The following is a 26,608-nucleotide window of genomic DNA, read 5'->3' on the forward strand; positions in this document are numbered from 1 at the left end:
TCATGAGCAGCAGTACCGACAAGCCGACCTTCAAGGATCCCGCTGACGCGGTCCCGGCATCCAGCACCACTCCCGCCCCTCGCGCGGCGGAAGCTGGGACTAAGGCCGCCCCCGCTGCTTCGGCCTCCACCTCCACCCTCGTCAACCGCCTCTGGTCGTACTGTGAACTGCTGCGCCACTCCGGCGTCTCCACCCTCGACTACGTCGAGCAGCTCACCTACCTCCTCTTCCTGAAGATGGCCGACGAACGCGCCAACCGCCCGGCAGCCTTCCGGCGCAACGTCCCCGAGAAACCTCTCGTCCCCGAGGGCCGGGACTGGAAGAGCCTGACGACCAGGTCCGCCGAAGCGCTGCTCGACCACTACGAGTTCATCCTCAAAGACCTCGGCCAGCGCGGCGGCACCATGCTCGGCGAGGTCTTCACCAAGGCGCAGAATAAGATCCATGAGCCGGCCGTCCTCGATCGCCTGATCAAGGACCTGATCGACCCTTACACCTGGACCACCGAGAACCAGGACCTCAAGGGCGACGCTTACGAAGGCCTCCTCCAGCGCGGTGCCGAGGACCGCAAGACCGGCGCCGGCCAGTACTTCACGCCCCGCCCGCTCATCGACGCCATGGTGGACTGCGTCCAGCCGAAGCCTGGTGAGACCATCACCGACCCGGCCTGCGGCACCGGCGGCTTCCTCATTGCGGCGCACGCCCACCTCGTCCAGAACTACGAAGACGAGCTGTACGGCGACAAGGGCCGCGCCCTCCAGACCGGCGCGATCACCGGTTACGAACTCGTTCGCGAGACCGGCCGCCTCGCCCTGATGAACATGCTGCTGCACGGCATCGGAAGCTCCGAGGCCAAGCCGCTCATCACCATCCAGGACTCCCTGGCCCGCCCGCCGAAGCGGCACTACGACATCGTGCTCGCCAACCCGCCCTTCGGCGTCGGTTCGGTGACCGGTGAGTCGTACACCTCCCGCACCGACTTCTGGGCGCCTACGACGAACAAGCAGCTCAACTTCGTCCAGCACATCTACAACCTGCTTGCGACCAACGGCCGAGCCGCCCTCGTCCTCCCCGACAACGTCCTCTTCGAAAGCGGCGCCGGCGAGACCATCCGCCGGAACCTCCTCAACCTCTGCGACGCCCACACTCTGCTGCGGCTGCCCACCGGCATCTTCTATGCCAACGGCGTCAAGGCCAACGTCCTGTTCTTCGACAAAACCGGCCAGCGTACCAGAGGCCGTTCCGGCACGCGCCAGCTCTGGGTCTACGACTTCCGTACAGAACAGCGCTTCACGCTCAAGCAGCGACAGTTGGGCCGCCAGCACCTCGCCGACTTCGTCGCCGCGTACCACTCCGGCGGCACGGACTTCAGCAAACGCACCCCGAGCGACCGCTTCCGCGCGTACGACTACGACGAGCTGATCGCCCGGGACAAGGTCAACCTCGACCTCACGGTGCTCAGGCCCGACGCCGCCACGACCAAGGAATACGCGTCACCGGACGTGATCGCCCAAGAGATTGTCGACGAACTCGAAGTGGCTCTGGCCCAGTTCACGGCCGTGGCACGCGCGCTGAAGAAGGACGTGCCGCCGTCGGCCGACGAGGATTAGAGTCAGCAGACGGGCCGGCGGTTCGCTGAGAACCACCGGCGCGTCTACTGTTCGCCTCTCTCCGTGCTCAGAGCTCGCCCCCGACCACCTCCGCGCCATCTGCTCGCTCAATCGCCAAGGCGCCCGCTGCCGCCGCGGTCGGCGAAGGCTGGGTACTCGGCGCGGTTGGTGATGTTCGAGCTGTGCGGGAACACGGTCCGCGCGTGTAGTGACTTCGTGCCGCTCGTCGCCGAGGCGGGGGTCACGTCGTCGGGGTGCGGTGAGGACGAGGGACGGGGCGTCCGGGTCGGGCTGCACGACCCGTACCGCCGAATGCTGCCTGTGAGTGGCGTACGGCTCGACGACCCCAAGGCGGAGCCGGGTGTGGACTGCCGTTCGTCGATCTGCTCACATCGGGGTGGCGGGTCACGGACACGCCGGTCGGCAAGCAGGTGCACTGCTGGATTCGGGCTCAGTAGGAGAGCAGGGTCTGGCAGGCCGAAAAAAGTACTGCTCCGGGCACTGGACGCCGTCTTTGCGCCTACTCTGGAGACGGAGTTGATCGCCCGCGGCCCGATCGGCCGGTTCCGATGTGTTCTCGGAGCGCTTCGTCACCGGGTCCGGCACCGCCGAAACAGGCGAGTGGGCCGTCGGCGTATCCACTCGGACAGGGACGTTCGAGAACGGGTGGGGCATGGCGACCGAGCGCGAGAGCAACGGGGCGAGAGGGCCGGAGGGGCACTGGACGGCAGACGGTATCTTCTGGCGCTGGCAGCGGTTCTTCGAACAGAAGCCGAGCCTCAAAGGCCTGACCCGGCTGGAGTTCACCGAGCACATCGCGTATCTGCTCTTCCTCAAGCTCGACCACGAGCGCGCCCAGAGGACGGGGATGTTCGCGAGCCCGCCGATTGCGCCGGCGGGCAGCTGGCCGAGCCTCGTACTCGCCGGCGGTGAGGACCTGCACCGTGCGCTGACCGGGTTGATGGCCGAACTCGGCAAGCCGAACGCGCAGGATCCACGCCGGGCCATCGCGAGTGTCCTCTTCCATGACTCCCGCCCCTGGCCGGCCGACAAGATGGCGGACCTCGGACGGCTGATCGTCGAGGAGTTCGACCCGTACCGCTGGTCGGACGTGCGCCGGAACGAGCTCGGTTCCGCCTTCTCGCTGTTGATAGCCGACTGCCGCGACGACATCCGGGCCAAGCGAGAGGCAGGCCAGTTCCTCACCCCGCCCCACCTGCTCACCGTGATAGCCAAGGCGCTCGCCCTCACCCCACGGGACCGGGTGGTCGACGCAGCCGTCGGGGTTGGCACCAGCCTCATCGCCGCCCACCGTGAGATGGCCGCGCACGGGGACCGTGTGGACGCCGTCGCCATCGCGGGCGCCGACATCGACGTACAGATGTGCCGTCTGGCGACGATGAACGTCCTCCTCAACACCGGGCGTCAGTTCCACGACGTACCGCCGATACTGCGCGCGGACTCGCTCGACACGAAGGAACGCCTGGTGCGCCGGCACGAGCAGGGCGTGGCCGCCACCGTCGCCATCTGCAACCCGCCGTTCAAGAGCAACGTCGAGGCGAACACCGAGCGGCGCGACGACTTCTGGGTGCAGTACGCCACGCTCCCCGCCAATTTCCTCCAGCATCTGGCCATCACTATGCCGCAGGGGGCCAGAGCGGCCGTTTTCGTCCCCGACGGTGTGCTGTTCCATGGCGGAGCGGCGGCCACCATCCGCAAGGCACTCCTGCGGAACTGCAACGTGCACACCCTGCTTCGCCTGCCGACCGGCATGTTCCACGACACAGGCTCCAAGTCGAACGTGCTGTTCTTCACCAAGTCCGTCCTGCGCCCGAACGGCGATCCGGCCACCGATGAGCTGTGGGTGTACGACGCCCGCGACGTGCACCACACCGACACCGAGAACCCACTCACGGAGGAGAACTTCGCGGAGTTCCTGGAGGCGTACCGGCCCGGAGAGGAGGCGCGCGCGGGGCGCGTCGAATCGTCGCGCTTCAAGCGGTACGACCGTGACTCCGTGCGCAAGATACTGGACAGCCGCGATGCCAGCCTCCTCCTGAACGCGGACCCCACCGACGCGCCTGACGACTTCGGCGACCCGCGCGAGATCGCGCAGTCGATCGTGGACCACCTTGGCGAGGCGCAGAGGAGCTTCCAGGTCGTGCTCGACTCGCTCAGCTGACATTCATTCTCCGTGCCGCCCTCTTTCGCCGCTCTCGCTCCCCCGTAAGCCGTACAGGAAAACCATGAATGCGACTCCCCAGCAGCCCCCAGTACCCACCCCAGTCCGCCAGACCGCGCGTGCCTTTGACATCACGTACACCGGCCTCATCGACGTGAGCGACTTCGGCAACCGCCCGCCGGACAAGATCCAGCCCGCGTTCCGCTCTCGCGCCCTGGCCGCACATGCCGTGCGCATCATGACCGGCTGGACTCCCGAGCAGGCGGCCGACTGCGTCATCGACGGCGGCCAGGACCAGGGGATCGACGCCATCGCCATCGACGAGGCGGACGCGCACATCTACCTCGTGCAGGCTAAGTGGAGCCCCGAGGGGACGGCCAAGGCGGACGAGACCGCAGTGCACAAGCTCTTCGCAGGGCTCACCCTCATCGACTCCAGGGAGGCGGCACAGTTCAATCCCCGCGGCCAGATACTCGCCAAACGGGCACACGACCTGATCGGTGAGAAGAGCACCCGGATCACCCAGGTGATCGCCCTCATGGGTACCAAGTCACCTTCGCCGGGTGTGCTGCAGGTCATCAAGAACGGCGAAAGCGAGTTCAACTCCCACGGTGAGTACGTCGATCACCGCTTCCTGCATGCCCCTGACATCCACGCCCTAGTGCTGAAGGACCAGCAGAGCGAGCCCGTCACGCTGACGGCGACGCTCCACCCCTGGTTCAGCGTAACCTCGCCCTACCTCTCCTACGAGGGCGTCATACAGGCCGAAGAGGTCGCGACCTGGGCCAAGCACGGCAACGAACTGTTCGTCCGCAACATCCGCGACCCGCTGGGGCTCACCCCCATCAACAAGGAGCTACTGGACACGCTCACCGGCGAGCCGTCCCACTTCTGGTACTTCAACAACGGCGTCACCGTTCTGTGCGACTCCCTGGAAGCGGTGCCCGGATCGCAGAAGTTCCCCGAGCGTCACCCCGTCCGCCTCACCGCCAAGGGCGCCAGTGTCGTGAACGGCGCGCAGACAGTGCGTTCTGTCATCGACGCAGCCGAGCAGTCCGACGAAGCCGGACTCGCCCAGGTCACCGTCCGGTTCATTGTCACCGGTGGCGACACCGAGTTCGCCAATCGCACCACCCAGGCCACCAACCGGCAGAACCACATCACCGAACGCGACCGGATCGCCCTCGAACCCGTTCAGGCAGTGCTCATCAAGGAGTTCCGCGCCGAACTGGGCCTCGTGTACAGCGTGCGCCGCAGCGAACTCGAGCCCCAGGACGACGAGGGCTGCTCCGTGGTGGAAGCCGCGTGTGCGCTCGCCTGCGCCCACAGCGGCAGCCGGTTCGCGGCCCGGCTCGTCGCGTCCGGCACCACCGACGTGCTGTGGGAACGGGGCGGCAGCGGCATCTACGACCCTCTCTTCCGCTCCGTGCCCAGCGTGTACGAAACCTGGAACGCCGTGAGCGTCCTGCGGGCGGTGCGTACGGCTCTGCGTACGGAACGCGAACAGTACGCCGGGCGGGCAGCCGCCGTCATCGACGACGGCACGTTCCTCATCACCCACCTGGTGTTCCGGCAGCTTCTCGCCCAGGACGCCGGCATGGGCGAGCCGGACCAGTCGCTCACCTGGGCCACCGAGGCCAAGGAACAGGTACCCGCCCTGGTCAAACGTGTCGTCCCGGCGCTCGTACAGGCTCTGGACGGAGTGGGAAGCCGGTCGAGCCTGCAACGCGTGTGCGCCGATCCGGGGCAGGCCGCCGGCATCGTGACCGCGGCTCTGGCAGCACTCGAAGGCGGCGGGACCGAGGACACCGCCGCGCAGTACCGGCGCGAAGAGAGCAAGCCTCGTAAACGCCGCGGGCCCAACGCGGTGCACGTCATCGTCGACAAGGGCGCACTAGAGGAAGGGGCACCGCTGCACCTGGCTCTGTACCTGCAGCCGGAGAAGGACGCGCTCGCCGCATGGCTCAACGCGAACCCGCGCCGGGCACTCGGGAAGTGGACCAACACCAACCGGGCACGCCCGATCGTCTGGGCTGCCGACGGCAACGCGTACTCGCCCAGCGGGCTCATCGCACGCATGTGGGAGCTGGCCGCATGGGAAGGCCGCCCTGTCTCGAACCAGGGCACCGCCCGCTGGGCCACCCAGGACGGAGAAACGCTCGCCATCCTCGCCCGAAGACTCCTCGACGGTATGGAGGAAGAGAAGGACGCCGGGTAGCCGCCGAGCAGGTCGGAGATTCTCCGACCGTAAGCCGTACTCCTCGTTCATGGTTACAGCGAGCGCTGTGTAGGCAGCAAGAGCGAATGCCGGCGGGCTCGGCCGGTCACGAGGCGGGCTAAGCAGCAAGATCCATGCCGCGGTCGACGCCGCAGGTCTGGCCCTGTCGTTTGTGCTCACCCCCGGACAGGCCGGGGACAGTCCCCAGTTCTCGATCGTGCTGGACAAGATCCGCATCCCCCGGCCGGTCGGTCGCCCCCGCACCCGACCTCAGGCCGTGGCCGCGGGCAGGGCCTACTCCTCCAGGGGCAACCGGGCCTACTTACGTCGGCGCCACATCACCGCGGTGATCCCCGAGAAGACCGACCAGCAGGCCAACCGCAGGAAGAAGGGCTCGGCCGGCGGACGGCCAGTCACCTACGATCCCGAACGCTACAAACAGCGCAACACCGTCGAACGCTGCTTCCAGAAGATCAAGACCTGGCGTGGTCTGGCCGCCCACTATGACAACGCACCCGTCAGCTACGAAGTCGGACTCCACTCCGCAGGTCGATCATGTGACTGAAGCTCCTCACCTCAACCACATGATCCGAACTTCAAACAGCCCTTGATGGTCCACCCCAACCATCAAGGGTCGTCCAGCCGCCAACTGGAATTCCGAGGGCCACGCCGGCTGTTGGGCCGCGTCCTGGTGCTCGGTCTGGATACCCGCTCCGATCCGAGGACTGCGGCCGAACCGCTGCGGAAGGCGATCGCCGACTTCGCCGCGTCCGTGGCCACGAGCTGACCACGGACGTACGCAGATGAGTCTTTGCGCATCGGCAGCGGCTTCTCGTCACCGGCCTGGTAGGCGGGACCCTAGGGACGATGGCCCGAGGGTCCCCGCCGACCGGCCTCAGCCGCACGGGCGGTCGGTCGGATTCAGCCCAGTCGCTTGAGTTCGCGCACGGTCGCCGGCAGTGCGAGGCAGAGGGCGAACGAGGTCGCGAAGCCGCCTCCCCCGGTGAGAACGACGTCAGCAGTGCCGGCGCCTGATCGGAGCACGAGCAGGCTCACGACGAGGCCGATCACCACGGAGCATGCGACGTACAGCGCAAGCCACAGCCGCCACATGCGTCCGGAAGGGGCTGTCGGTTCGGACATGGACTCGGTCCTTTCGGAAGTCACGGATGAAGAGGGGGAGGGGCAGGTCGCGGGTATCTACCGACGCAGGCCGTCACAGCGGTTCGGCCGAGCCGTACAACAGGTGTTCAGCGAGCTCAGCGCGCAGTCGGCCAAGTGCCGAGGCGTATGCCTCGTACGCCTCGGCGCGTCGGCCGAGGTCGCCGAGGAGTTCCACGCACCGGCGCTGCTGCTCGATGGGTGGGAATCGCACGGGAAGGTGGCCCAGAGCGGCAGAGCTCAGTGAGGGGGCTGCCGTGGCTGCGGCACGGTGGGACATCCACTCCCGCGCGTGCCGGAGACCGAGATAGGCGTGGAGGTACAGGGGATCGATCTCGGCCTTCGGGCGTACACGCAGACGCGTCACGTTCGAACTGAGCAGCCAACCGGCCTGCGAGCCGGAGACCAACGCGGGCCATTGCTGTGCACCCGTGCGCACGCAGACGATGTCGTTCTGGTGCACCACGAACTTCTTGAAGCGCTCGGCCGTTTCCCACGGCACGCGCTCACGGGGATCGTCCGCGATCTTCCCTCCGACGAGATCCTGCGGGAAGACGAGAGGGACACCAGCCTCCGCCGTGCGTGCCGCGACTGGAAGGCGGGTGTAGGAAGGTCCGGCCTGAATCTCGCAGAGGTCTCCGAGAACCGCTGCACCCCAGTCGTTGGGTCCCAGGCCCGGACGGTAGCCGTTCTGCGTTCCCGCCGCCCGCCGCTCCGTCAGGCGCACCCTGTCCCTATGCCCTGCTGCCTCGTCACTGGCTTCGCGCAGCTGTGCGGCGACGGGACCGGCGCCGTAGTGTCCGCCGCCGAGGTAGTCGGCGGGTCGCAGCGAATACTCCTCGCCCATTATCTCCGCGCGCGCCACGACGGCAGCCGAGAAGCCTCGGTCGGCAGCGCGCAGCGCGTACTCTCCCTCGTCCGGGCGCTCCTCTCCATCGAGCCACGGGCGGACCACCGCCGTGATCGCATCGCGATCCGTGTCCCGCAGTACTCGCCGACGCCGGTTTTTCTCCCCCAACTCCTGGGCATCGACGAACAGGACGCCTTCGCGTACCGGCTGCTCGACACGTCGTAGCAGCCACAGAGAAACCGGTACGGGAGTCGCGGAGAACAGGTGGGGCGGCAGCGTGATGACGCACTCCACGGCACCGGTGCGGACCAGCGCGTGACGGATCTCGCGCTCGGCGGTGTTCACCGAGTTGCCGGCCTTCACCGGCATGACCACCGCTGCTCGACCACCGAGTACCAGAGCCTCGAGGACGTACTGCACCCAGGCGAAGTTGTCGTTGCCACGTGGCGGTGCTCCGTACGGCCAGTTCCCCGTTCGCCGGCCTGAGCCAGGTGCGTCGCTCATGTTGAACGGAGGGTTCGTCAACACGACATCGGCACCGTGCTCGCGGCGCGGTGGAGGCCACCGGTCGGACCGGGTGTTGCTGAACTTCGGCCGCACGCCGAGGTGGAGGAGGTACAGACTCGCGACCGCCTGCAGACGACCGTCGAGGGTCTCGCCGTACACCGTCCCGCCCGCGTCCCCGATGTGCCGGTACGCAGCCGCCAGCATCTCCCCGCCCCGCGTGTAGGGGTCCAGCACCGTGGCTTTCTGCCCTGGGGCCAGCACCAGCCCGGCGGCCAACGAGGCCAGGCCCACCGGACTGCAGAACTCCGAGCTCTGCAGTCCTTCCCGAGCGCTGAACGACTCCCAGACGAGCTGGAACGCGCCCATGCCCGCACCGGCCGCCGTTCGTACTGCCGCGATGAGGTCGTCCCAGCTCCGCGGTTCGAGTTGCAGCAGGCTGCTGCGCATGTCGGTGCGGTCACCGTTCCGGCGCAGCGTGTCCTGGGCCACGTCGCCCAGGGAGCGCAGCAGTCCTTGCACGCCTTGGGTGCCTTGACCCGTCGCCATGATTTTCTCGATCCGGTACCACTGCTCCGGCTCCGCATGCCGCACGTACATCACGATGAGGCAGAGGTTCACGAAATCCGCCATCGTCGCGGGGCCTCGCACCCGCTCCGCGAGCCGGCCCATCAGCTGGTCGACGGTCTTCCTGTCCTCGTCGTCGGCCTGCGGGCAGACACTCCCAGCAGCCTTCGGTTCCGCCTCGGGTCGCTTACCCCTGGTCCGGCCGAACCGATCGCCATAGGTGGTACCCGACTGCTCCCCGTCCAGCAGCCGCCGCGGGGGGATGGTGCGGTTCACCAGCCACCGCGCGATCTCGGCCTCCCGGAAGAGCTCCGTGTCGCCGGAGCGCACCGGGGTGGGAAAGTCCTTGTGGCGCCGGGCCCAGTTCGACACGGCCGGGCGTCTGACGCCCAGGCGGTCCGCGATCTGGGTCCGGGTAACCAGACCGGTCTGTTCATCGTGTTCCGGCTCCATCGTGGCTCCTCAAGGTCGGGCCGGTTGGTCTTGCGACGTAAGGACCGTACGAGTGGAACGACGCACGCGCCAAGTGCGCATTCACAGTGCTCACTCTTCCTATCGGGGCGGGACCGGGCTCACTGCTGACCGATGGTCACCACCCCAGCCCCGTCACACTTTACTTACCTGGTCAGCCACACTCTTGCGGCTGCACGTCACTTCAGGCTTCGCGATTACTAGGGTTAACAAGATTTCCGGCCGGTTCGGGCCGCATGCACATCCCCGTCAGCGGTGTTCCTCAACGGACAGGGATGCGGCCACGCGTCGCTGATGGTGATGATCGGGCCGCACCCGAGCCATCTGGGCGGGCCTGAGACCGGTGAACCAGGGATCGAGCCGACTGGGCACGGTTCGCGTCTGGTCGCGAAATTGGCTCGATCGTACTGGGCGACGGCTCGCGACCCGACAGGGTGAGGACCATGCAGTATTGCGAACGCCACGAAATGCACAACTGCGCGGACTGCGCTCCATGCGCGCCTCATGGCAGCACACCTACCAGCGAATGGGACGGATGGTCGGCGGCCGCGATCATCATCCACGCCAGCGGCAAGGCCCACCTGCCCGGATGCAAGCACATCGAGCCAGTCGACATCCAGCCGCCCCTTTACGGCTGGGTGCTCACTCCATCCCCCGGGGCATGGCTTCGTCTGGCGCCCTCCAGTCCGCTCCGCGCCACCCAGGGCAATACCGAGCGGACGGCTGTGAGCCGCTGCGAGAGCTGCGACGCGACGCGATAGGGACACCGCTCGACTCCCCGGCTGGAAAGCATCTGCCCATGCAGCGCTACGTCAATGCGGATCAGAGGAATGCCGACCTCGTCCCCCGGCACCAGTCCGCGGTGGGCCGCCTCCCCACGAACCGCCCGCCGAAGATCCAGCGCTGCCCCTCCAGGGCGCGCTGAAGTGGTTCCGGGCCGACCAGGACGCCACCGCCGAGCGGGAGACGGACGACCCCTATGCCTGCTGAACACACGCAGGGCCTGCTCGACACCAACATCGGCATCCTGCGCAAATGGCTCGATCCCGCCGAGCTCCCCGCCGAGGTGGCGATCGCCGCCATCACCCTGGCCGACTGTCCGCGGCATCCCACGAGGTGCGCAGGAACGAGGAACAGAGCCACTACAACGAACACGCCGAACGGGGCCGGCGTCTCGGCATCCTGCAACGTGCCGAGAACGAGCTCGACCCCACCCCCTTCGACACTGAAGCCGCTCGCACTTACGGCAGAGTCTGCGCAGCCGTGATCGGCGCCGGACGCAAGCCACGGTGCCCGTTCGCCGACCTCATGATCGCTGCCATCGCCATCACCGAAGAGCTGCCGCTCTGCAACAACCGACCCCGACGACTACACGGGGGCTCGACGTCTTCCTCACGGTCGTGGCCGTCACCCGCCCCACCGTCCTCCACGACCGGTAGGGCTTGGCCGCCGCACCGCATCCGCACCACGCACAGCGGTACGACACGGTCAGCCACGGCCACCAACGGGCCGGTCCTGCGAACACTTCAGGACCGCACACATCCCTGACCAGCACGGATGCCGACAAGGACCCTGTGATTCCCAAGCTCAGAGCGCGGGTTCGATTCCCGTCATCCGCTCCATTGATAAGCCCCAGGTGAATCGCCTGGGGCTTTTGCGTGTCGCGGACCACTCTCCTGACGAAGACGATTTCGGCCCACGATTCGACCGGCGTATACGGCGCAACAGTCGAAGGGCAGCGGTTACACCGACGGCGTACTGCCGAGGGAACGCTCGGCGTTGTCGACCAACTCCTTGTAGGTGAGAACCTCGACGCGATTCACGTGGGTATTGAGAGTACGAAGCGCCTCGTTGATCGACTCCTCCGGTACGGAGGGTTGGACCGACGGGTGTCCGATCAGGACCATCGCGCTGGCACGACGGGTCTCGATCCCAAGTTCCTCACGGAGCCGGTGGCGGTTCTCGTCTAAGCCGACGAGGTAGTTCACCGCCTGGCCGACGGCATTGTGCACCTGAGCGGTGGGCACCCAGGAACCGCGGTACTTCTTTACCAGCGGGCCTGGCAGGCTCGCCGCGCGCTTCAGTTCGACCACGTGCAACGCCCCGTCACCGCGGATCAGAGGAATGTCGACCTCATCCCCGGGCACCAGCCTGCGGTGGGCCGCCTCCCCGACGAACCGTCCGCCGAAGATCCAGTGCTGCCCCTCCAGGGCGCGCTGAATCGCGTGTTCGGAGGCCGTGGCATCCTCGACGACCTTGCGCAAAGCCTCCAGGTCTGCCGCTCGCCGCTGCAACTCCGCGGCTCTGAGAACCATCTGCCCCTCCGCGTCGGCGGCAAGAAGGGCGACAGCTTTGGGTGAGGTGGCGATCCTGCGTGCGGCCTCTTCGGGATCTTCGATGTCCACCCGGTCGCGCAAGACACGCTCCAGCCACGCAGCCATCTCCGCACGCCCACGGAGAACGCGGTACCGCCCTGGGCAGTCCTCAGGAGCGTCGAGAAACCGCGCGTCCTCCGAGAGCGAGCCGAAGTGCGCAATCAGATCGTCCACCCCGGCCTCGGGGTGGACGGTTGCATACTCGCGGCTCGACATCGCGATGAATCTGAAGGTGTTCCACAGCATGTTTCCGGCGAACTCCCGCAGGTTCTCATTGCGCGCGCCGTCCTGGAACAGGCGGTAGCGCTCATTGAAGTCGGGCTGGAGGATCCGCCCCTCGGCGTAGTCCAAAGAGTCCTGGATCAGCCGGACAACCTGCCACTCACGGGCATCAGCCGCCCGCCGACGTATCTCTTCCAGCATTCGGGCAAGGGCCTTCCCGCCTCGGCGATGCCCTCCGCTCCCGCGGTTCATGTGCTCTCGCGCTGATACGAGGGCTTCCTTCACCTCCGGATGGACGGCCACCTCCAGCACTCGCTCCAGCTGCAAATCCAAAGACCAATCCGATCTGACGCTCATGCGACGAGTCTGGCTCAGGGGTCCGACAGCTCCGCACCGCAGGGCACCCAGTGCTACAGGGTGCTACCGTGGAGGAATGTCAGCTCAGCCCGAGATCACCCAGCGCGACCTTCGCAGCCGGTCCAAAGAGATCATGGACGCCGTCCAGGGCGGGCAGTCCTTCACCGTCACCCGCGACGGGCACCAGATCGGGGAGCTGATCCCGCTCCGTCGGCGCCGGCGGTTCGTGCCCCGCTCGGAGTTCGCCACCATGTCCCGCACCGCGTCGGACGTCTCCTTGGAGGCGTTCCGGGCCGACCAGGACGCCACGGCCGAGCAGGAGACGGACGACCCCTATGCCCGCTGAGTACGCCCAGGGCCTGCTCGACACCAACATCGTCATCCTGCGCAAGTGGCTCGACCCCGCGGAACTCCCCGCCGAGGTCGCGATCACAGCCATCACCCTGGCCGAGCTCTCGGCAGGACCCCACGAGGTGCGTAGGAACGAGGACCAGGACGACTACGACGAGCACGCGGAACGGGGCCGGCGCCTCGACATCCTGCAACGCGCCGAGAACGAGTTCGACCCCATCCCCTTCGACGCGGAAGCCGCCCGCATCTACGGCCGGGTCTGCGCCGCCGTCATCAGCGCCGGCCGCAAACCACGGCGCCGCGTCGCCGACCTCATGATCGCCGCCATCGCCATCGCAGAAGAACTCCCCCTCTTCACCACCAACCCCGACGACTACAAGGGCCTCGACGACCTCCTCACCGTCGTACCCGTCACCCGGCCCGCCGTCCTCCACGACCGATAGGGCTTGCCCGCCGCACCACCTCCGCACCACGCACAGCGGTACAGCGCGGTCCGCCGCGGTCATCAACGGCACAGGCCACGTGGTTGCTTCAGGGCGGCTCGTGTCGCTGACCAGCAGATACACCAGCAAAGCCCCTGTGATTCCCAAGCTCAGAGCGCGGGTTCGATTCCCGTCATCCGCTCCATTGATAAGCCCCAGGTCTTCAACCTGGGGCTTGTTTGTTGTTCGGGCCGATTGAATAACCCGCATGACTCGCGCACCACATCTCGCGGTCAATTAGCGGCATTCGTTTCTGGGCAGTCCGGGGAAAGCTGCGCCCGGCGATGTGCGTGCGGCTCTGAGAGCGTGTCTGAGATCTGCCGTGTCGGCTGTTGGGGTGGCTCGTTGGGCGGAGTGTGAGTGCTACCGGGGATGGCTATCCGTCTGATCTGACCGATGAGCAGTGGGCGTTGGTCGAGCCGTTGCTGCCGGCGCCGAGGACGGGCAGCAGGGGAGGCCGGCGGGAGAAGCACCCGCGGCGGCGGATCGTGGACGCCATCTTGTACCTGGCGCGGACCGGGTGCCAGTGGCGGTATCTGCCCAAGGACTTCCCGCCCTGGCCGACGGTGTACTGGTACTTCACCTGGTGGCACGACGACGGCACCGTCGAGCGCCTGCACGACGCGCTGCGGGTCAAGGTCCGCCAGGCCGAGGGCCGCAACCCGGAGCCGTCCGCCGGCCTGGTCGACTCCCAGTCCGTCCGTGCGGCCGACGCCGTGCCCAAGTCCACGAGCGGCTTCGATGCGGGCAAGAGGACCAAGGGCCGCAAGCGGTTCATCGTCACCGACACTCTCGGCCTCCTGCTGACCGTGCACGTGCTGGCCGCGAGCATCCAGGACCGCGACGGAGCCAAGCGCTCTCTGTTGTGGACCCGCCTGGACCATCCGACCATCGAAAAGGTCTGGGCCGACCAGGGCTTCGCCGGCCGACTCGTCGAATGGGCCGCCAGCGTCCTGCACCGCACCCTGGAGATCGTCCGCAAAGAACCCGGACAGCGTGGCTTCAAGGTCCAGCCGAAGCGTTGGGCGGTAGAGCGCACCTTCGCCTGGATCACCACGCGCCGCCGCCTGGCCTGCGACTACGAACGCAGCCCGGCGCACTCGGAGACCATGATCCGCTGGGCCATGACCGACGTGATACTCCGCCGACTCACCCGAGGCCGACCCGCCACACGGCAAGGACCACGACCGCTAAGCAAAATCGTCCCATGACCCGATCTCAGACACGCTCTGAGCCAGTGGAGGGGCGGCCGGCCAACAGGTGTGCGCCGAAGGACACGCGCAGGGCATCCGAGTCCCGGGTGACTGTGCTGGCGGCTGTTGCTAGGTTCGGTGTTGCTGTCGTACTGCCGTGGGGGGTGGGGCGGGTGGGGTTCAGTCTTCGGAAGGCCGTCAACAAGGTCGGGGACGGTATCGAGCACGGCGTCGACAAGGTCAAGAAGAAGGCCGGCGAGATCATCGACGACGGTGCCCACATCGTCGGCGACGGCCTGGAGCACGTCGGGCTCGACGACGCAGCCGACTGGGTCGAGGACCACGGCGACCACATCGCCGACGACCTCGGCGCCCACGTCGCCGAACAGCAACTCGGGGAGTCCGAGGAGCCCGAGGAACTCCTGCACGGGGACGCAGGGAAGATCCGCGAAGCGGTCCTGCACCTGGCCAAGCTCTCCCTGGCCTTCGACACCGGGCACACCGGCCTGTCACACCTCGACCCCGGCGACTGGGACGGCCTCGGCGCCGACGCCTTCCGCGCCAAGTTCACCACCCAGCCCGCCAAATGGGCCCACGCCGCCACCGCCTGCGCACAAGCCGGCCTCGCCCTGGAGACCTACGCCGAAACCGTCGACTGGGCCAAAGGCCAGGCCAAAGAAGCCGTCCGCCTGTGGAAACAGGGCACCGCAGCCCGCAAGACCGCAGCGGATGCGTACAACAAGGCCGTGGACACGTACCACGACAACGTGAAGGCCTACAACGACAAGGTCGACGACAGCAAAGACCCCGGCACCAAACCCGTCGCACCCCCCGCGTTCACCGACCCCGGCGCCAAAGACAAACAAGCCGCCAAAGACACCCTCAACGCCGCCCGCAAACAACGCGACAGCGCCGCCACCGCCGCCGAGACCAAAGTCCGCGAAGCGACCAAACTCGCCCCAGCCAAACCCGACTTCACCGACCGCATGAAACACGACGGCTCCGACATCGGCAAAGCCGCACCCATCGCAGCAGAACACTTCGCCGGCGGCCTCGTCCGCTCAGTCACCGACCTCGACAAATTCGTCCGCGGCCTGAACCCCACCGACCCCTACAACCTCACCCACCCCGCCCAGTACCTCACCCACCTCAACGCCACCGCCGCCGGCCTGGTCGACATGACCCAGCACCCCGAACGCCTCCCCGGCACCATCCTCGGCACCGGCTGGGGATCCGACGGCTCCGAAGCATCGGGCCGCCTCATCGGCAACATCCTCCTCGCCATCGCCACCGACGGAGGCAGCGCCGCAGGCAAAACCACAGCCGAAGACGCCGCGAAAAACGCCGCCAAGGACGCCGGAGAACAAGCCGCCAAAAACGGCGCCCGCGCCGCCGCCGAAGACCCCGCCAAAGCCGCCATCGAGCAAGCGGCGAAGAAGTGCGTGACCGACCCGATCGACGTCGCCACCGGCGACATGCTCCTCACCCAGACCGACATCACCCTCCCCGGCACCCTCCCCCTGCCCCTGGAACGCACCCACACCTCGTCTTACCAGGTCGGTCGTTTCTTCGGCCCCTCCTGGGCCTCCACCCTCGACCAGCACCTCGAACTCGACGACCAAGGCGTGGCCTTCGTCGCCGCCGACGGCTCGATCCAGCTCTACCCCGTCCCGCAGCCCGGAGTCCCCACCCTCCCCACCCACGGCCCCCGCCGACCCCTGGAATGGGACGGCAACCCCGGCACACCCCTGCGCGTCACCGACCCCACCACCGGCCAAACCCTCCACTTCACCCCCCTCCCCGGAACACCCGGCGGGCACACGGTCCTGCCGCTGACCAAGGTCAGCGACCGCAACGGCAACGCGTACGCGATCACCTACGACGAAGCCGGCGTCCCCGCGGAGATCCGCCACAGCGGCGGCTACCACCTCACCCTGACCAGCGAGCAAGGCCACATCACCGCGCTACGGCTGCTCGACCCCGCCACGCCCGAGGGCCCCGGCACCGTCATCCGTGAATACGCCTACGAGCAGGCCGGCAACCTCACCGGCGTCACCGATTCCACCGGCGCCCCCTACCGCTTCACCTACGACACCGCCCGCCGGATCACCTCCTGGACCGACCGCAACGACACCTCGTACCAATACACGTACGACGAACGCGGCCGCTGCGTCGCCACCCACGGCACCGAAGGATTCCTGAGCAGCACCTTCCGCTACGACGACGCCACCCGCAACACCACCTTCACCAACTCACTCGGCCACAGCAGCACCTACACCCACAACGCCGCTCACCGCCTCGTCGCCGAGACCGACCCCCTCGGCCACACCACCACCCAGCAATGGGACCCCGCCAACCGCCACCTCACCGCCGTCACCGACCCCCTCGGACACACCACCGCCTACTCATACGACGAGGACGGCCACCTCACCCAGGTCACCCTCCCGAACGGCACCACTGCCTCCGCCTCCTACAACGCCTTCGGCCAGCCCCTCAGCATCACCGAACCCGGCGGCGCCACCTGGACCCACACCTACGACGAGCGCGGCAACCTGCTCACCACGACGGACCCACTCGGCGCGGTCACCCGTCACCATCGCGATGCCGACGGCAACCTCACGGCCACGACGGACCCCCTCGGCCACACCAGCTGCTACGAGGTGAACGCCGCCGGCCTACCGGTGTCCTTCGCCGACCCCCTCGGCAACACCAACCGCGCGACGCGTGACGCCTTCGGCCGCCCCGTCGAACTGGCCGACCCGCTCGGTCACACGGTGAGGATGGCCTGGACGCCGGAAGGCAAACCGGCATGGCGGGAGAACCCGGACGGAGCCCGCGAGTCCTGGCAGTGGGACGGCGAAGGCAACCTCACCGCCCACACCGACCCGGCCGACCACACCACCCGCTACGCGTACACGCACTTCGACCTCGCCGCCACCCGCACCAACCCGGACGGATGCGTCTACTCCTTCGCGTACGACACCGAACTACGTCTCACCGCCGTCGCCAACCCGCAGGGCCGCACCTGGACGTACACCTACGACGTTGCGGGCCGGCTCACCGCCGAGACCGACTTCAACGGCCGCACCCTCACCTACGAACACAACGCAGCCGGACAGCTCGCCACCCGCACCAACGGAGCCGGTGAAGCCGCGAGCTTCACACGCGACGCACTCGGGCGCATCACGAAGCAGCGCACCAGCACCGGCGAGGTGACCACCTACACATACGACGAAGCCGGCCTACTCACCGCCACCGCGAACGCCGACGCCACCGTCACCTACGAGCGGGACGCGCTCGGCCGTACCCTCACCGAATCCGTCAACGGCCGCACCACCCGCTACATCCACGACGCAGCGGGCCGCCGCATCTCCCGTACGACACCGAGCGGCCACACCTCCACCTGGACCTACGACGACGCCGGGCACCCAACCGGGCTGGCTTCCCTCGCCGGCAGCATCGCCTTCACCCACGACGAGTCCGGACGCGAAACGGCCCGCCACATCGGCGACGCTGTGCGGCTCACCCAGCGTTGGGACAGCGCTGGACGGCTCACCGCTGCCTCCGTCACCGCAGCCGGACACGATGAGGCCGCCCAGCTCGTCCAGAGCCGCACCTACAGCTACCGCGAGGACGGATACCTCACCGAGATACAGGACCTCCTGCATGGCACGCGCCACTTCGAACTGGACACCGCCGGACACGTCACCACCCTGAGCGCCGCCACCTGGAGCGAGGCCTACGCCTACGACGCCGTCGGCAACCTCACCCAGGCCGCCGCACCCACCGACGCCGGACCTCGCGCCGACCGCGTTTTCACCGGCACCCTCGTCCGCCGCTCAGGCCGCACCACGTACGAACACGACGCCCAAGGCCGACTGGTGCGTACCGTCCTGCGCCTGCTCAACGGCCAAACGCGTGTCCGTACCTATACGTGGAACGCGGACGACCGCCTCATCCAGACCGAATCCGCCGGCACCACATGGCGCTACCGCTACGACCCTCTCGGCCGCCGTACTGCGAAACAGCAACTCGCCGAGGACGGCTCCGTACTCTCCCGCACGGACTTCGCCTGGGACGGCTCCCGCCTCGCAGAGCAGACCACGCCCTACGGCCCCGCCACCACCTGGGACTACGCCCCCGACACGCATCTCCCTCTCACACAGACCACTCGCACCGACATCGACACCGCTTTCTACGCCGTAGTCACCGATCTCGTCGGGACTCCCACAGAGCTCCTCACCCCAGCCGGAACAGTGGCCTGGCAGGCTCAGACTCCCCTCTGGGGCGGCGGCCCAGTGGCTGCGGCAGAGGAGAGCGCAACCAACTGCCCTCTCCGATTTCCAGGGCAGTACGCCGACGACGAGACGGGCCTCCACTACAACCACCACCGCTACTACGACCCGGTCACCGCCCGCTATCTCAGCGCCGACCCCCTCGGTCTCCTCCCCGCAGACAACGATTACGCCTACGTCCTCAATCCGACTGCATGGTCAGATCCACTCGGTCTCACACCCTGCACTCCGGGAAAACTGTCGGATCCCCTGCCCCGGGGGATGAACAACAAGATCGCCCAGGCCTACGACGATGTGAAAGCAGGAAGGATTGCATCGCATGACACCTATGGCGGACGCGAACACGCGTGGTGGAAAGGCGCCAAAGAGTACCGTGTCCCAGGGCGACCGGAAACCGACAGAATCCTGGTGAAGGAGTTGCCCAACGGCGCCAAAGTATACGGGTGGACATCCACGCACTATCAGAAGATTCAGCGTTTCAGCGCACCCCACTTCCCTGATTCGGGGTGGGACAGATGATTCAGCGAAGGCAGCGACATGAGGTGGGCCATGACGCCTGAGGCAGGGTTCAGCCTGTACACGGTGATCGACGAGGGGACCCGGGACGTTCTTGTGGCCGCCGAAGAAGTCGCAGGATTCTTTGTCGACCCGGACGACGAGCCGGACGAGGTGACCTTTTCCGGGCTCCGCTTCGTTGACAGCCGCAGACGCAAGACCGACGATGCAGTACTGGAGATCGCGAACCGCCACGGGGAGAGAATCGGCGAGTACTTCGTCGGCCGGGCCGAACTCTGCGCCGCGGGCTCCGAAGTCGCCGGGGATCGGACTTCGAGAGCCACGTACCGGATCTTCGGAGCTCGCTGCGAGTTCCCGGCAGCGGAACCGATCTGGCGACGCTGGGCAACGGAAGCGGATCTCAAGAAGGACGAATGGCTGAGGCTGCCGACAAACGACCAAGATGCCTGGCTGCACGTTGTCCAGAATTCATGGTTCGCCACTGGACATCGGGCTGCGCGCTACGGTACAGATGGCGTGGCGCTTCTGAACGGATCGCACATCTCCACGAGAACGGGGTTCTATTGCGCCATCGGGGAGGCGGTCAACGGACCCGGAGGTTACTTCGGGTCCAATCTGGACGCGCTGGCCGACTGCCTCTCCTCGGGCTCCGGAGCAGAACCTGCACTGAGGATTGCCTGGCAGAATTTTCGATCATCCGAGGTGTCGGTCGGCCGCGATTTCCTGACATCTGTCATGGGAGTATTCCGCGAATTCGGTGTCGCTGTCGACACCCACTGACTATCGGGTGACGATCCTCGCGGGTCGCCCAGCGGGCGCCCGACGCTGCCCGACCGCACTGCGCAACTGACCGGAGGAGAGGAACGGTCCGCACGCTCAGAGGGACGTCCGACCCGACACTCATGGGGCGGGTCTGATCGAGATGTCTGACGAGCGTCGGTCGACCACCAGGGCCTCGGCGGGCTGCCGACCGTCGTACCCGTCACTCGGCCGGTCGGCTCACACGACTGGGTGAGGCTTGCCTTCCGTGCCACCTCCGCACCACGCACAGGGGTACGGTGCGGTCAGCCACGGTCATTAACAACGCAGGTCGCAGGAGGACTTCAGAGTAGCTCGTGCCACTGACCAGCACGGACGCCCCGCAAGCACCCGTGATTCCCAAGCTCAGAGCGCGGGTTCGATTCCCGTCATCCGTTCCATTGCACAGCCCCAGGTAGACCTGAGGTGGGCAGGTGGCTTTGGGCCGCGAGCGCCACGGCATTGCCGGCGTTCACTGCGGGTCTTGGCGCGTTCGCGGCGTTGGACAGTCGGCCTCCTCCTGGTCGTGGACCCGGCTCCGGACCTCGACGACGGAAGCCACCCGGCGGTCACCGCGCCCGTTTGCCCACCGGCACCGCCCCAACGGGCTCGTAGCACCGTGAGACACGGCGCGCTACACTCAGGTAATGAAGACCATCACCCAGCGCGAGTTCCGCAACAGGTCCGCAGCCGTCATGGACGCCGTCGAAGCCGGCGAGACCTACCACATCACCCGTAACGGCACCGAGGTCGCAGAGCTTCGCCCCCTTCACCGCAGACGTCGCCTGAGCGCCGAAGAACTGGTGGAGCGGCACCGCAGACTGCCGCGCGTCGACGCCGCCCGCATGCGACAGGAAGCGGACGAGTTCTTCGGGACCGAAGACCGCGCCGGCGACGACGACCCCTGGCAGCGCAGCCATGGCTGAGCGCCACCCGGCCGGGGTGCTCGACACCTGCACGTACATCGATCTGGACGTGCTCGACCCGGCAGACCTACCAGCGGTACCCGAACTCACCGCCATCACGATGGCCGAGTTGCAGCAGGGGGTCGCCATGGCCAAGGGCGCTGCCGTCCGAGCCGCCCGCATGGAAAAACTGGGCGCGGCAGTCGCCGATTTCGACCCCCTCCCGTTCAACGGGGACGCAGCCGCCCGATACGGCACACTCGTAGCGCTTGCCATCGCCTCAGGCCGCGATCCACGCCCCCGGAGGATGGATCTCATGATCGCCGCCATCGCCTCCGTCCAGGGCCTTCCTCTCTTCACCCGCAACGCCGATGACTTCAAGGGACTGGACAGCTCCCTGACCGTCGTCGCCGTCTGACGGCCCCGCCCTGCGCGGTTTGCACCACATCCGCACCACTCGCAGCGGTACATGACAGTCGACCTCGGCCAGCGCCGGAGGCTGCGGCGCACCCGCTGGTCAGCCCGAAACCGCGCTGACCAGCACCTACTTCACGACGACCCACGTGATTCCCAAGCTCAGAGCGCGGGTTCGATTCCCGTCATCCGCTCCATTGATAAGCCCCAGGTCTTCAACCTGGGGCTTGTTTGTTGTTCGGGCCGATTGAATAACCCGCATGACTCGCGCACCACATCTCGCGGTCAATTAGCGGCATTCGTTTCTGGGCGGTCCGGGAGAAACTGCGCCCGGCGATGTGCGTGAGGCTCTGAGCCAGTGGAAGCGCGGCCAGCCAACAGGTGTGCGCCGAAGGACACGCGCAGGGCATCCGAGTCCCGGGTGACTGTGCTGGCGGCTGTTGCTAGGTTCGGTGTTGCTGTCGTACTGCCGTGGGGGGTGGGGCGGATGGGGTTCAGCCTTCGGAAAGCCGTCAACAAGGTCGGGGAGGGCATCGAGCACGGCGTCGACAAGGTCAAGAAGAAGGCCGGCGAGATCATCGACGACGGTGCCCACATCGTCGGCGACGGCCTGGAGCACGTCGGGCTCGACGACGCAGCCGACTGGGTCGAGGACCACGGCGACCACATCGCCGACCACCTCGGCGCGCACGTCCCCGAGCAGCAGCTCGGGCAGACCGACGACCCCGAGGAACTCCTGCACGGGGACCCGGCCAAGATCCGCGAAGCGGTCCTGCACCTGGCCAAGCTCTCCCTGGCCTTCGACACCGGGCACACCGGCCTGTCACACCTCGACCCCGGCGACTGGGACGGCCTCGGCGCCGACGCCTTCCGCGCCAAGTTCACCACCCAGCCCGCCAAATGGGCCCACGCCGCCACCGCCTGCGCACAAGCCGGCCTCGCCCTGGAGACCTACGCCGAAACCGTCGACTGGGCCAAAGGCCAGGCCAAAGAAGCCGTCCGCCTGTGGAAACAGGGCACCGCAGCCCGCAAGACCGCAGCGGATGCGTACAACAAGGCCGTGGACACGTACCACGACAACGTGAAGGCCTACAACGACAAGGTCGACGACAGCAAAGACCCCGGCACCAAACCCGTCGCACCCCCCGCGTTCACCGACCCCGGCGCCAAAGACAAACAAGCCGCCAAAGACACCCTCAACGCCGCCCGCAAACAACGCGACAGCGCCGCCACCGCCGCCGAGACCAAAGTCCGCGAAGCGACCAAACTCGCCCCGGCCAAACCCGACTTCACCGACCGCATGAAACACGACGGCTCCGACATCGGCAAAGCCGCACCCATCGCAGCAGAACACTTCGCCGGCGGCCTCGTCCGCTCAGTCACCGACCTCGACAAATTCGTCCGCGGCCTGAACCCCACCGACCCCTACAACCTCACCCACCCCGCCCAGTACCTCACCCACCTCAACGCCACCGCCGCCGGCCTGGTCGACATGACCCAGCACCCCGAACGCCTCCCCGGCACCATCCTCGGCACCGGCTGGGGATCCGACGGCTCCGAAGCATCGGGCCGCCTCATCGGCAACATCCTCCTCGCCATCGCCACCGACGGAGGCAGCGCCGCAGGCAAAACCACAGCCGAAGACGCCGCGAAAAACGCCGCCAAGGACGCCGGAGAACAAGCCGCCAAAAACGGCGCCCGCGCCGCCGCCGAAGACCCCGCCAAAGCCGCCATCGAGCAAGCGGCGAAGAAGTGCGTGACCGACCCGATCGACGTCGCCACCGGCGACATGCTCCTCACCCAGACCGACATCACCCTCCCCGGCACCCTCCCCCTGCCCCTGGAACGCACCCACACCTCGTCTTACCAGGTCGGTCGTTTCTTCGGCCCCTCCTGGGCCTCCACCCTCGACCAGCACCTCGAACTCGACGACCAAGGCGTGGCCTTCGTCGCCGCCGACGGCTCGATCCAGCTCTACCCCGTCCCGCAGCCCGGAGTCCCCACCCTCCCCACCCACGGCCCCCGCCGGCCCCTGGAATGGGACGGCAACCCCGGCTCACCCCTGCGCGTCACCGACCCCACCACCGGCCAAACCCTCCACTTCACCCCCCTCCCCGGAACCAGGGCCACCCCGGGCGGCCCCACCCCTCTGCCCCTGACCAAGGTCAGCGATCACAACGGCAACAGCTGGACCATCACGCACGACAAGACCGGCGTCCCCTCGGAGATCCGGCACAGCGGCGGCTACCACCTCACCCTGACCAGCGAGCAAGGCCACATCACCGCCCTGCGCCTCCGGGACGCGGCCGAGCCCGAGGGCCCCGGCACGCTCGTCCGCCAATACGGCTACGACGCCGCCGGCAATCTGTCGCAGGTCATCAACTCCTCTGGCCTACCGCACCAGTTCACCTACGACACCGCCGCACGCATCACTTCTTGGACCGACCGCAACAACACCTCCTACGCATACGCCTACGACCACCGCGGCCGCTGCGTCGCCACCCATGGCAACGACGGCTACCTCAACAGCGCCCTCGCCTACGACGAGACGACCCGCACCACCACCTTCACCAACTCCCTCGGCCACACCACCACCTTCCCGCACAACGCCGCGCACCGTCTGGTCGCCGAGACCGACCCTCTCGGCAACACCACGATGCAGGAGTGGGACCCGGCCAACCGCCACCTCACCGCCGTCACCGACCCGCTCGGCCGCACCACCCGCTACAGCTACGACGAGGCCGGCAACGTCACCGAGGTCACCCTCCCCGACAGCACCACTGCCGCCGCCACCTACAACGACCTGGGCCGGCCCGTCCAGGTCACCGAACCCGGCGGCGCCACCTGGACCCACACCTACGACGACGCCGGCAACCTACTCACCACCACCGACCCCACCGGCGCCGTCACCGGCTACGTCCACGACGCGCAAGGTCACCTCACCGCCGAGACCGACCCCCTCGGTCACACCCACCACTACCAGCCGAACCCCGCGGGCCTCCCCACAGCTGTCACCGATCCCTTGGGCCGCACCACCCGCGTCACACGCGACACCTTCGGCCGCCCTACCGCCGTCACCGACCCGCTCGGCCACACGGTGCTCATGGCGTGGACACTCGACGGCAAACCAGCCTGGCGCGAGGCCGCGGAGGGCGCACGTGAGTCCTGGCAGTGGGACGGCGAGGGCAACCTGACCGCCCACACCGATCAGGCCCGCAACACCACGCGCTACGCGTACACGCACTTCGACCTCGCCGCCACCCGCACCAACCCGGACGGATGCGTCTACTCGTTCGCCTACGACACCGAACTACGTCTCACCGCCGTCGCCAACCCGCAGGGCCGCACCTGGACTTACACCTACGACGTTGCGGGCCGGCTCACCGCCGAGACCGACTTCAACGGTCGCACCCTCACCTACGCCCATGACGGTGCCGGGCAACTGGTCGCCCGCACCAACGGCGTCGGCCAGACCACCGCCTACACCCGCAACCCGCTGGGCCTGGTCACCGAGCAGCGCGCCACGGACGGTGAGGCTGCCACGTTCGCCTACGACACTGCGGGACTACTCACCGCCGCCGTGAACGCCGACGCCACCGTCACCTTCGAACGCGACGCGCTCGGCCGCGTCCTCGCGGAGACCGTCAACGGCCGCACCACCCGCTACACCTATGACCTGGCCGGCAACCGCCTCACCCGCACCACACCCAGCGGCCACACCTCCACCTGGACCTACGACCCCGCCGGACGCCCCACCGGCCTGAACTCCCTCGCCGGCGCCCTCACCTTCGCCTACGACGCCGCCGGCCGCGAGACCGAACGCCGCATAGGCGACGGCCTCCGCCTCACCCAGAGCTGGGACACCAGCAGCCGTCTCACCGGCACCGCCGTCACCACCGCTGCCCACGGCCAGGCCGACCACCTCCTGCACCACCGCACCTACACCTATCGCGAAGACGGCTACCTCACCGAGATCCGCGACCTCCAGGACGGCACCCGCCGATACGACCTCGACCCCACCGGCCGCGTCACCACCGTCCACACCCCCCACCGGGCCGAGACCTACGCCTACGACAGCGCCGGCAACCTCACCCACGCCCCGGAAGCGGAGTCCGAGACCCCCACCACCCGGGAGTTCACCGGCACACGCATCCACCGGGGCGCCCGCACCACCTACGAACACGACGCCCAAGGCCGCCTCACCCGCACCACCCTCCGGCTCCTCAACGGCCAAAAACGCGTCCGCACCTACACCTGGAACACCGAAGACCGCCTCACCAGCACCACCTCAGGCGACACCACCTGGCGCTACTGGTACGACCCCCTCGGCCGCCGCACCGCCAAGCAACAACTCGCCCCCGACGGCAGCGTCCTCACCCGCACCGATTTCACCTGGGACTCCACCCAGCTCACCGAACAGACCACAGCCGACACCTCCACAACCTGGGAATACAACCCTGGAAGGCACACTCCCCTCACCCAGACCACCCGCACCTCCGACGAAGCCCAGTTCTACGCAATAGTCACCGACCTCGTCGGCACCCCCACCCACCTCCTCACCCCCGACGGCACCACCGCCTGGCATGCCACCCCCGATCTATGGGGATCGCCCCCGCAGCCCTCCGACAACGAGCCCGCCGACTGCCCTCTCCGCTTCCCCGGCCAATACGCCGACGAGGAGACCGGCCTCCACTACAACCACCACCGCTACTACGACCCCACCACCGCCCGCTACCTCACCCCCGACCCCCTCGGCCTCCGACCAGCCGACAACGACTACGCCTACGTCTCCAACCCCACCCACTGGATTGACCCCCTCGGCCTCACGCCGTGCATCCCGTACGGCCCGGCAACGGAAAAGGTGCAGAACGTTCTTGATAGGGTCAGATCCAAGGGCTCGCCATTTGCCGGATACAAGGGTGGCGCTCCGTTCGGGAATACCGGAGCGAAGGGTGGGCAGATGCTCCCACTGGTTGACCCCGCGGGGAAGGCCGTCACGTACCGAGAATGGGATGTCAACCCGAAGATCAAGGGTGTGGATCGAGGCGAGGAGAGACTCGTTACCGGTTCGGACGGATCTGCCTACTACACCGCAGACCACTATCAGACTTTCATTCGCATCCCGTAAGTAAAGGAA

At 67.5% G+C, this 26,608-nt stretch carries 14 protein-coding genes and 2 pseudogenes; 13 read left to right on the top strand and 3 right to left on the bottom strand.

Annotation, left to right across the window (positions count from 1 at the left end):
- Positions 1–2: 2 nt before the first annotated feature.
- The 4 genes and pseudogenes from OHA86_RS17285 to OHA86_RS17300 form a co-directional block, all read left to right on the top strand.
- Positions 3–1,610, top strand: coding sequence for a class I SAM-dependent DNA methyltransferase (locus OHA86_RS17285; RefSeq protein ID WP_329176421.1), 1,608 nt, complete (start codon positions 3–5; stop codon positions 1,608–1,610).
- Between the two features lie 673 nt (positions 1,611–2,283).
- Entirely contained in the window at positions 2,284–3,792 is a 1,509-nt protein-coding gene (locus OHA86_RS17290; protein ID WP_329176423.1) for an HsdM family class I SAM-dependent methyltransferase, read from the top strand.
- 64 nt (positions 3,793–3,856) lie between these two features.
- Entirely contained in the window at positions 3,857–6,010 is a 2,154-nt protein-coding gene (locus OHA86_RS17295; protein ID WP_329176425.1) for an AIPR family protein, read from the top strand.
- Positions 6,011–6,107: 97 nt separating this feature from the next.
- Positions 6,108–6,575: pseudogene (locus tag OHA86_RS17300) on the top strand (IS5 family transposase); the annotation flags it as partial.
- Between the two features lie 356 nt (positions 6,576–6,931).
- Here the strand turns inward: OHA86_RS17300 and OHA86_RS17305 are convergent.
- On the bottom strand, positions 6,932–7,153 hold the full coding sequence (locus OHA86_RS17305) for a hypothetical protein (protein ID WP_329176427.1): 222 nt from the start codon (positions 7,151–7,153) through the stop codon (positions 6,932–6,934).
- 73 nt (positions 7,154–7,226) lie between these two features.
- Positions 7,227–9,545 carry an N-6 DNA methylase gene (locus OHA86_RS17310; RefSeq protein WP_329176429.1) on the bottom strand — a complete coding sequence of 773 codons (2,319 nt, stop codon included), beginning with the start codon at positions 9,543–9,545 and terminating at the stop codon, positions 7,227–7,229.
- Between the two features lie 997 nt (positions 9,546–10,542).
- On the opposite strand from OHA86_RS17310, the pseudogene OHA86_RS17315 reads away from it, so the two are divergent.
- Positions 10,543–11,002, top strand: a pseudogene (locus tag OHA86_RS17315) (type II toxin-antitoxin system VapC family toxin).
- Positions 11,003–11,305: 303 nt separating this feature from the next.
- Here the strand turns inward: OHA86_RS17315 and OHA86_RS17320 are convergent.
- Positions 11,306–12,517, bottom strand: coding sequence for a Shedu anti-phage system protein SduA domain-containing protein (locus OHA86_RS17320; protein ID WP_329176431.1), 1,212 nt, complete (start codon positions 12,515–12,517; stop codon positions 11,306–11,308).
- A 76-nt stretch (positions 12,518–12,593) separates the two neighbouring features.
- Here OHA86_RS17320 and OHA86_RS17325 point away from each other — a divergent pair, with 76 nt between their 5' ends.
- From OHA86_RS17325 to OHA86_RS17360, 8 genes are all read left to right on the top strand, one after another.
- On the top strand, positions 12,594–12,863 hold the full coding sequence (locus OHA86_RS17325; RefSeq protein ID WP_329176433.1) for a type II toxin-antitoxin system Phd/YefM family antitoxin: 270 nt from the start codon (positions 12,594–12,596) through the stop codon (positions 12,861–12,863).
- Positions 12,853–13,311 (top strand): type II toxin-antitoxin system VapC family toxin, encoded by a 459-nt coding sequence (locus OHA86_RS17330; RefSeq protein ID WP_329176434.1) that lies wholly within the window; start codon positions 12,853–12,855, stop codon positions 13,309–13,311. Before OHA86_RS17325 ends, OHA86_RS17330 begins: the two co-directional genes overlap by 11 nt.
- A 395-nt stretch (positions 13,312–13,706) precedes the next feature.
- Positions 13,707–14,561: an IS5 family transposase gene (locus tag OHA86_RS17335; RefSeq protein ID WP_329176435.1), complete on the top strand. Its 855-nt coding sequence runs from the start codon at positions 13,707–13,709 to the stop codon at positions 14,559–14,561.
- 155 nt (positions 14,562–14,716) lie between these two features.
- Complete coding sequence (locus tag OHA86_RS17340) at positions 14,717–19,357, top strand: putative T7SS-secreted protein (RefSeq protein ID WP_329176437.1); 4,641 nt, start codon at positions 14,717–14,719, stop codon at positions 19,355–19,357.
- 30 nt (positions 19,358–19,387) lie between these two features.
- Positions 19,388–20,134 (top strand): barstar family protein, encoded by a 747-nt coding sequence (locus OHA86_RS17345; protein ID WP_329176438.1) that lies wholly within the window; start codon positions 19,388–19,390, stop codon positions 20,132–20,134.
- 665 nt (positions 20,135–20,799) lie between these two features.
- Complete coding sequence (locus OHA86_RS17350; protein WP_327289673.1) at positions 20,800–21,078, top strand: type II toxin-antitoxin system Phd/YefM family antitoxin; 279 nt, start codon at positions 20,800–20,802, stop codon at positions 21,076–21,078.
- Positions 21,071–21,475 (top strand): type II toxin-antitoxin system VapC family toxin, encoded by a 405-nt coding sequence (locus tag OHA86_RS17355; protein ID WP_329176444.1) that lies wholly within the window; start codon positions 21,071–21,073, stop codon positions 21,473–21,475. The genes OHA86_RS17350 and OHA86_RS17355 overlap by 8 nt, the downstream gene beginning before the upstream one ends.
- Positions 21,476–21,958: 483 nt before the next feature.
- A complete protein-coding gene (locus OHA86_RS17360) occupies positions 21,959–26,599 on the top strand; it encodes a putative T7SS-secreted protein (RefSeq protein WP_329176445.1) in 4,641 nt (1,546 codons plus the stop codon).
- Positions 26,600–26,608 lie beyond the last annotated feature (9 nt).

Source organism: Streptomyces sp. NBC_01477 (assembly GCF_036227245.1).
In the GTDB taxonomy this organism is placed as follows: domain Bacteria; phylum Actinomycetota; class Actinomycetes; order Streptomycetales; family Streptomycetaceae; genus Actinacidiphila.

What these genes read in the sequence shown, in the direction of transcription:
- OHA86_RS17285 (WP_329176421.1), top strand. Translation starts at nt 3, where the DNA reads ATGAGCAGCAGTACCGACAAGCCGACCTTCAAGGATCCCGCTGACGCG.
- OHA86_RS17320 (WP_329176431.1), bottom strand. Translation starts at nt 12,517, where the DNA reads ATGAGCGTCAGATCGGATTGGTCTTTGGATTTGCAGCTGGAGCGAGTG.
- OHA86_RS17325 (WP_329176433.1), top strand. Translation starts at nt 12,594, where the DNA reads ATGTCAGCTCAGCCCGAGATCACCCAGCGCGACCTTCGCAGCCGGTCC.
- OHA86_RS17345 (WP_329176438.1), top strand. Translation starts at nt 19,388, where the DNA reads ATGACGCCTGAGGCAGGGTTCAGCCTGTACACGGTGATCGACGAGGGG.
- OHA86_RS17355 (WP_329176444.1), top strand. Translation starts at nt 21,071, where the DNA reads ATGGCTGAGCGCCACCCGGCCGGGGTGCTCGACACCTGCACGTACATC.
- OHA86_RS17295 (WP_329176425.1), top strand. Translation starts at nt 3,857, where the DNA reads ATGAATGCGACTCCCCAGCAGCCCCCAGTACCCACCCCAGTCCGCCAG.
- OHA86_RS17350 (WP_327289673.1), top strand. Translation starts at nt 20,800, where the DNA reads ATGAAGACCATCACCCAGCGCGAGTTCCGCAACAGGTCCGCAGCCGTC.
- OHA86_RS17330 (WP_329176434.1), top strand. Translation starts at nt 12,853, where the DNA reads ATGCCCGCTGAGTACGCCCAGGGCCTGCTCGACACCAACATCGTCATC.
- OHA86_RS17310 (WP_329176429.1), bottom strand. Translation starts at nt 9,545, where the DNA reads ATGGAGCCGGAACACGATGAACAGACCGGTCTGGTTACCCGGACCCAG.
- OHA86_RS17290 (WP_329176423.1), top strand. Translation starts at nt 2,284, where the DNA reads ATGGCGACCGAGCGCGAGAGCAACGGGGCGAGAGGGCCGGAGGGGCAC.
- OHA86_RS17305 (WP_329176427.1), bottom strand. Translation starts at nt 7,153, where the DNA reads ATGTCCGAACCGACAGCCCCTTCCGGACGCATGTGGCGGCTGTGGCTT.
- OHA86_RS17360 (WP_329176445.1), top strand. Translation starts at nt 21,959, where the DNA reads ATGGGGTTCAGCCTTCGGAAAGCCGTCAACAAGGTCGGGGAGGGCATC.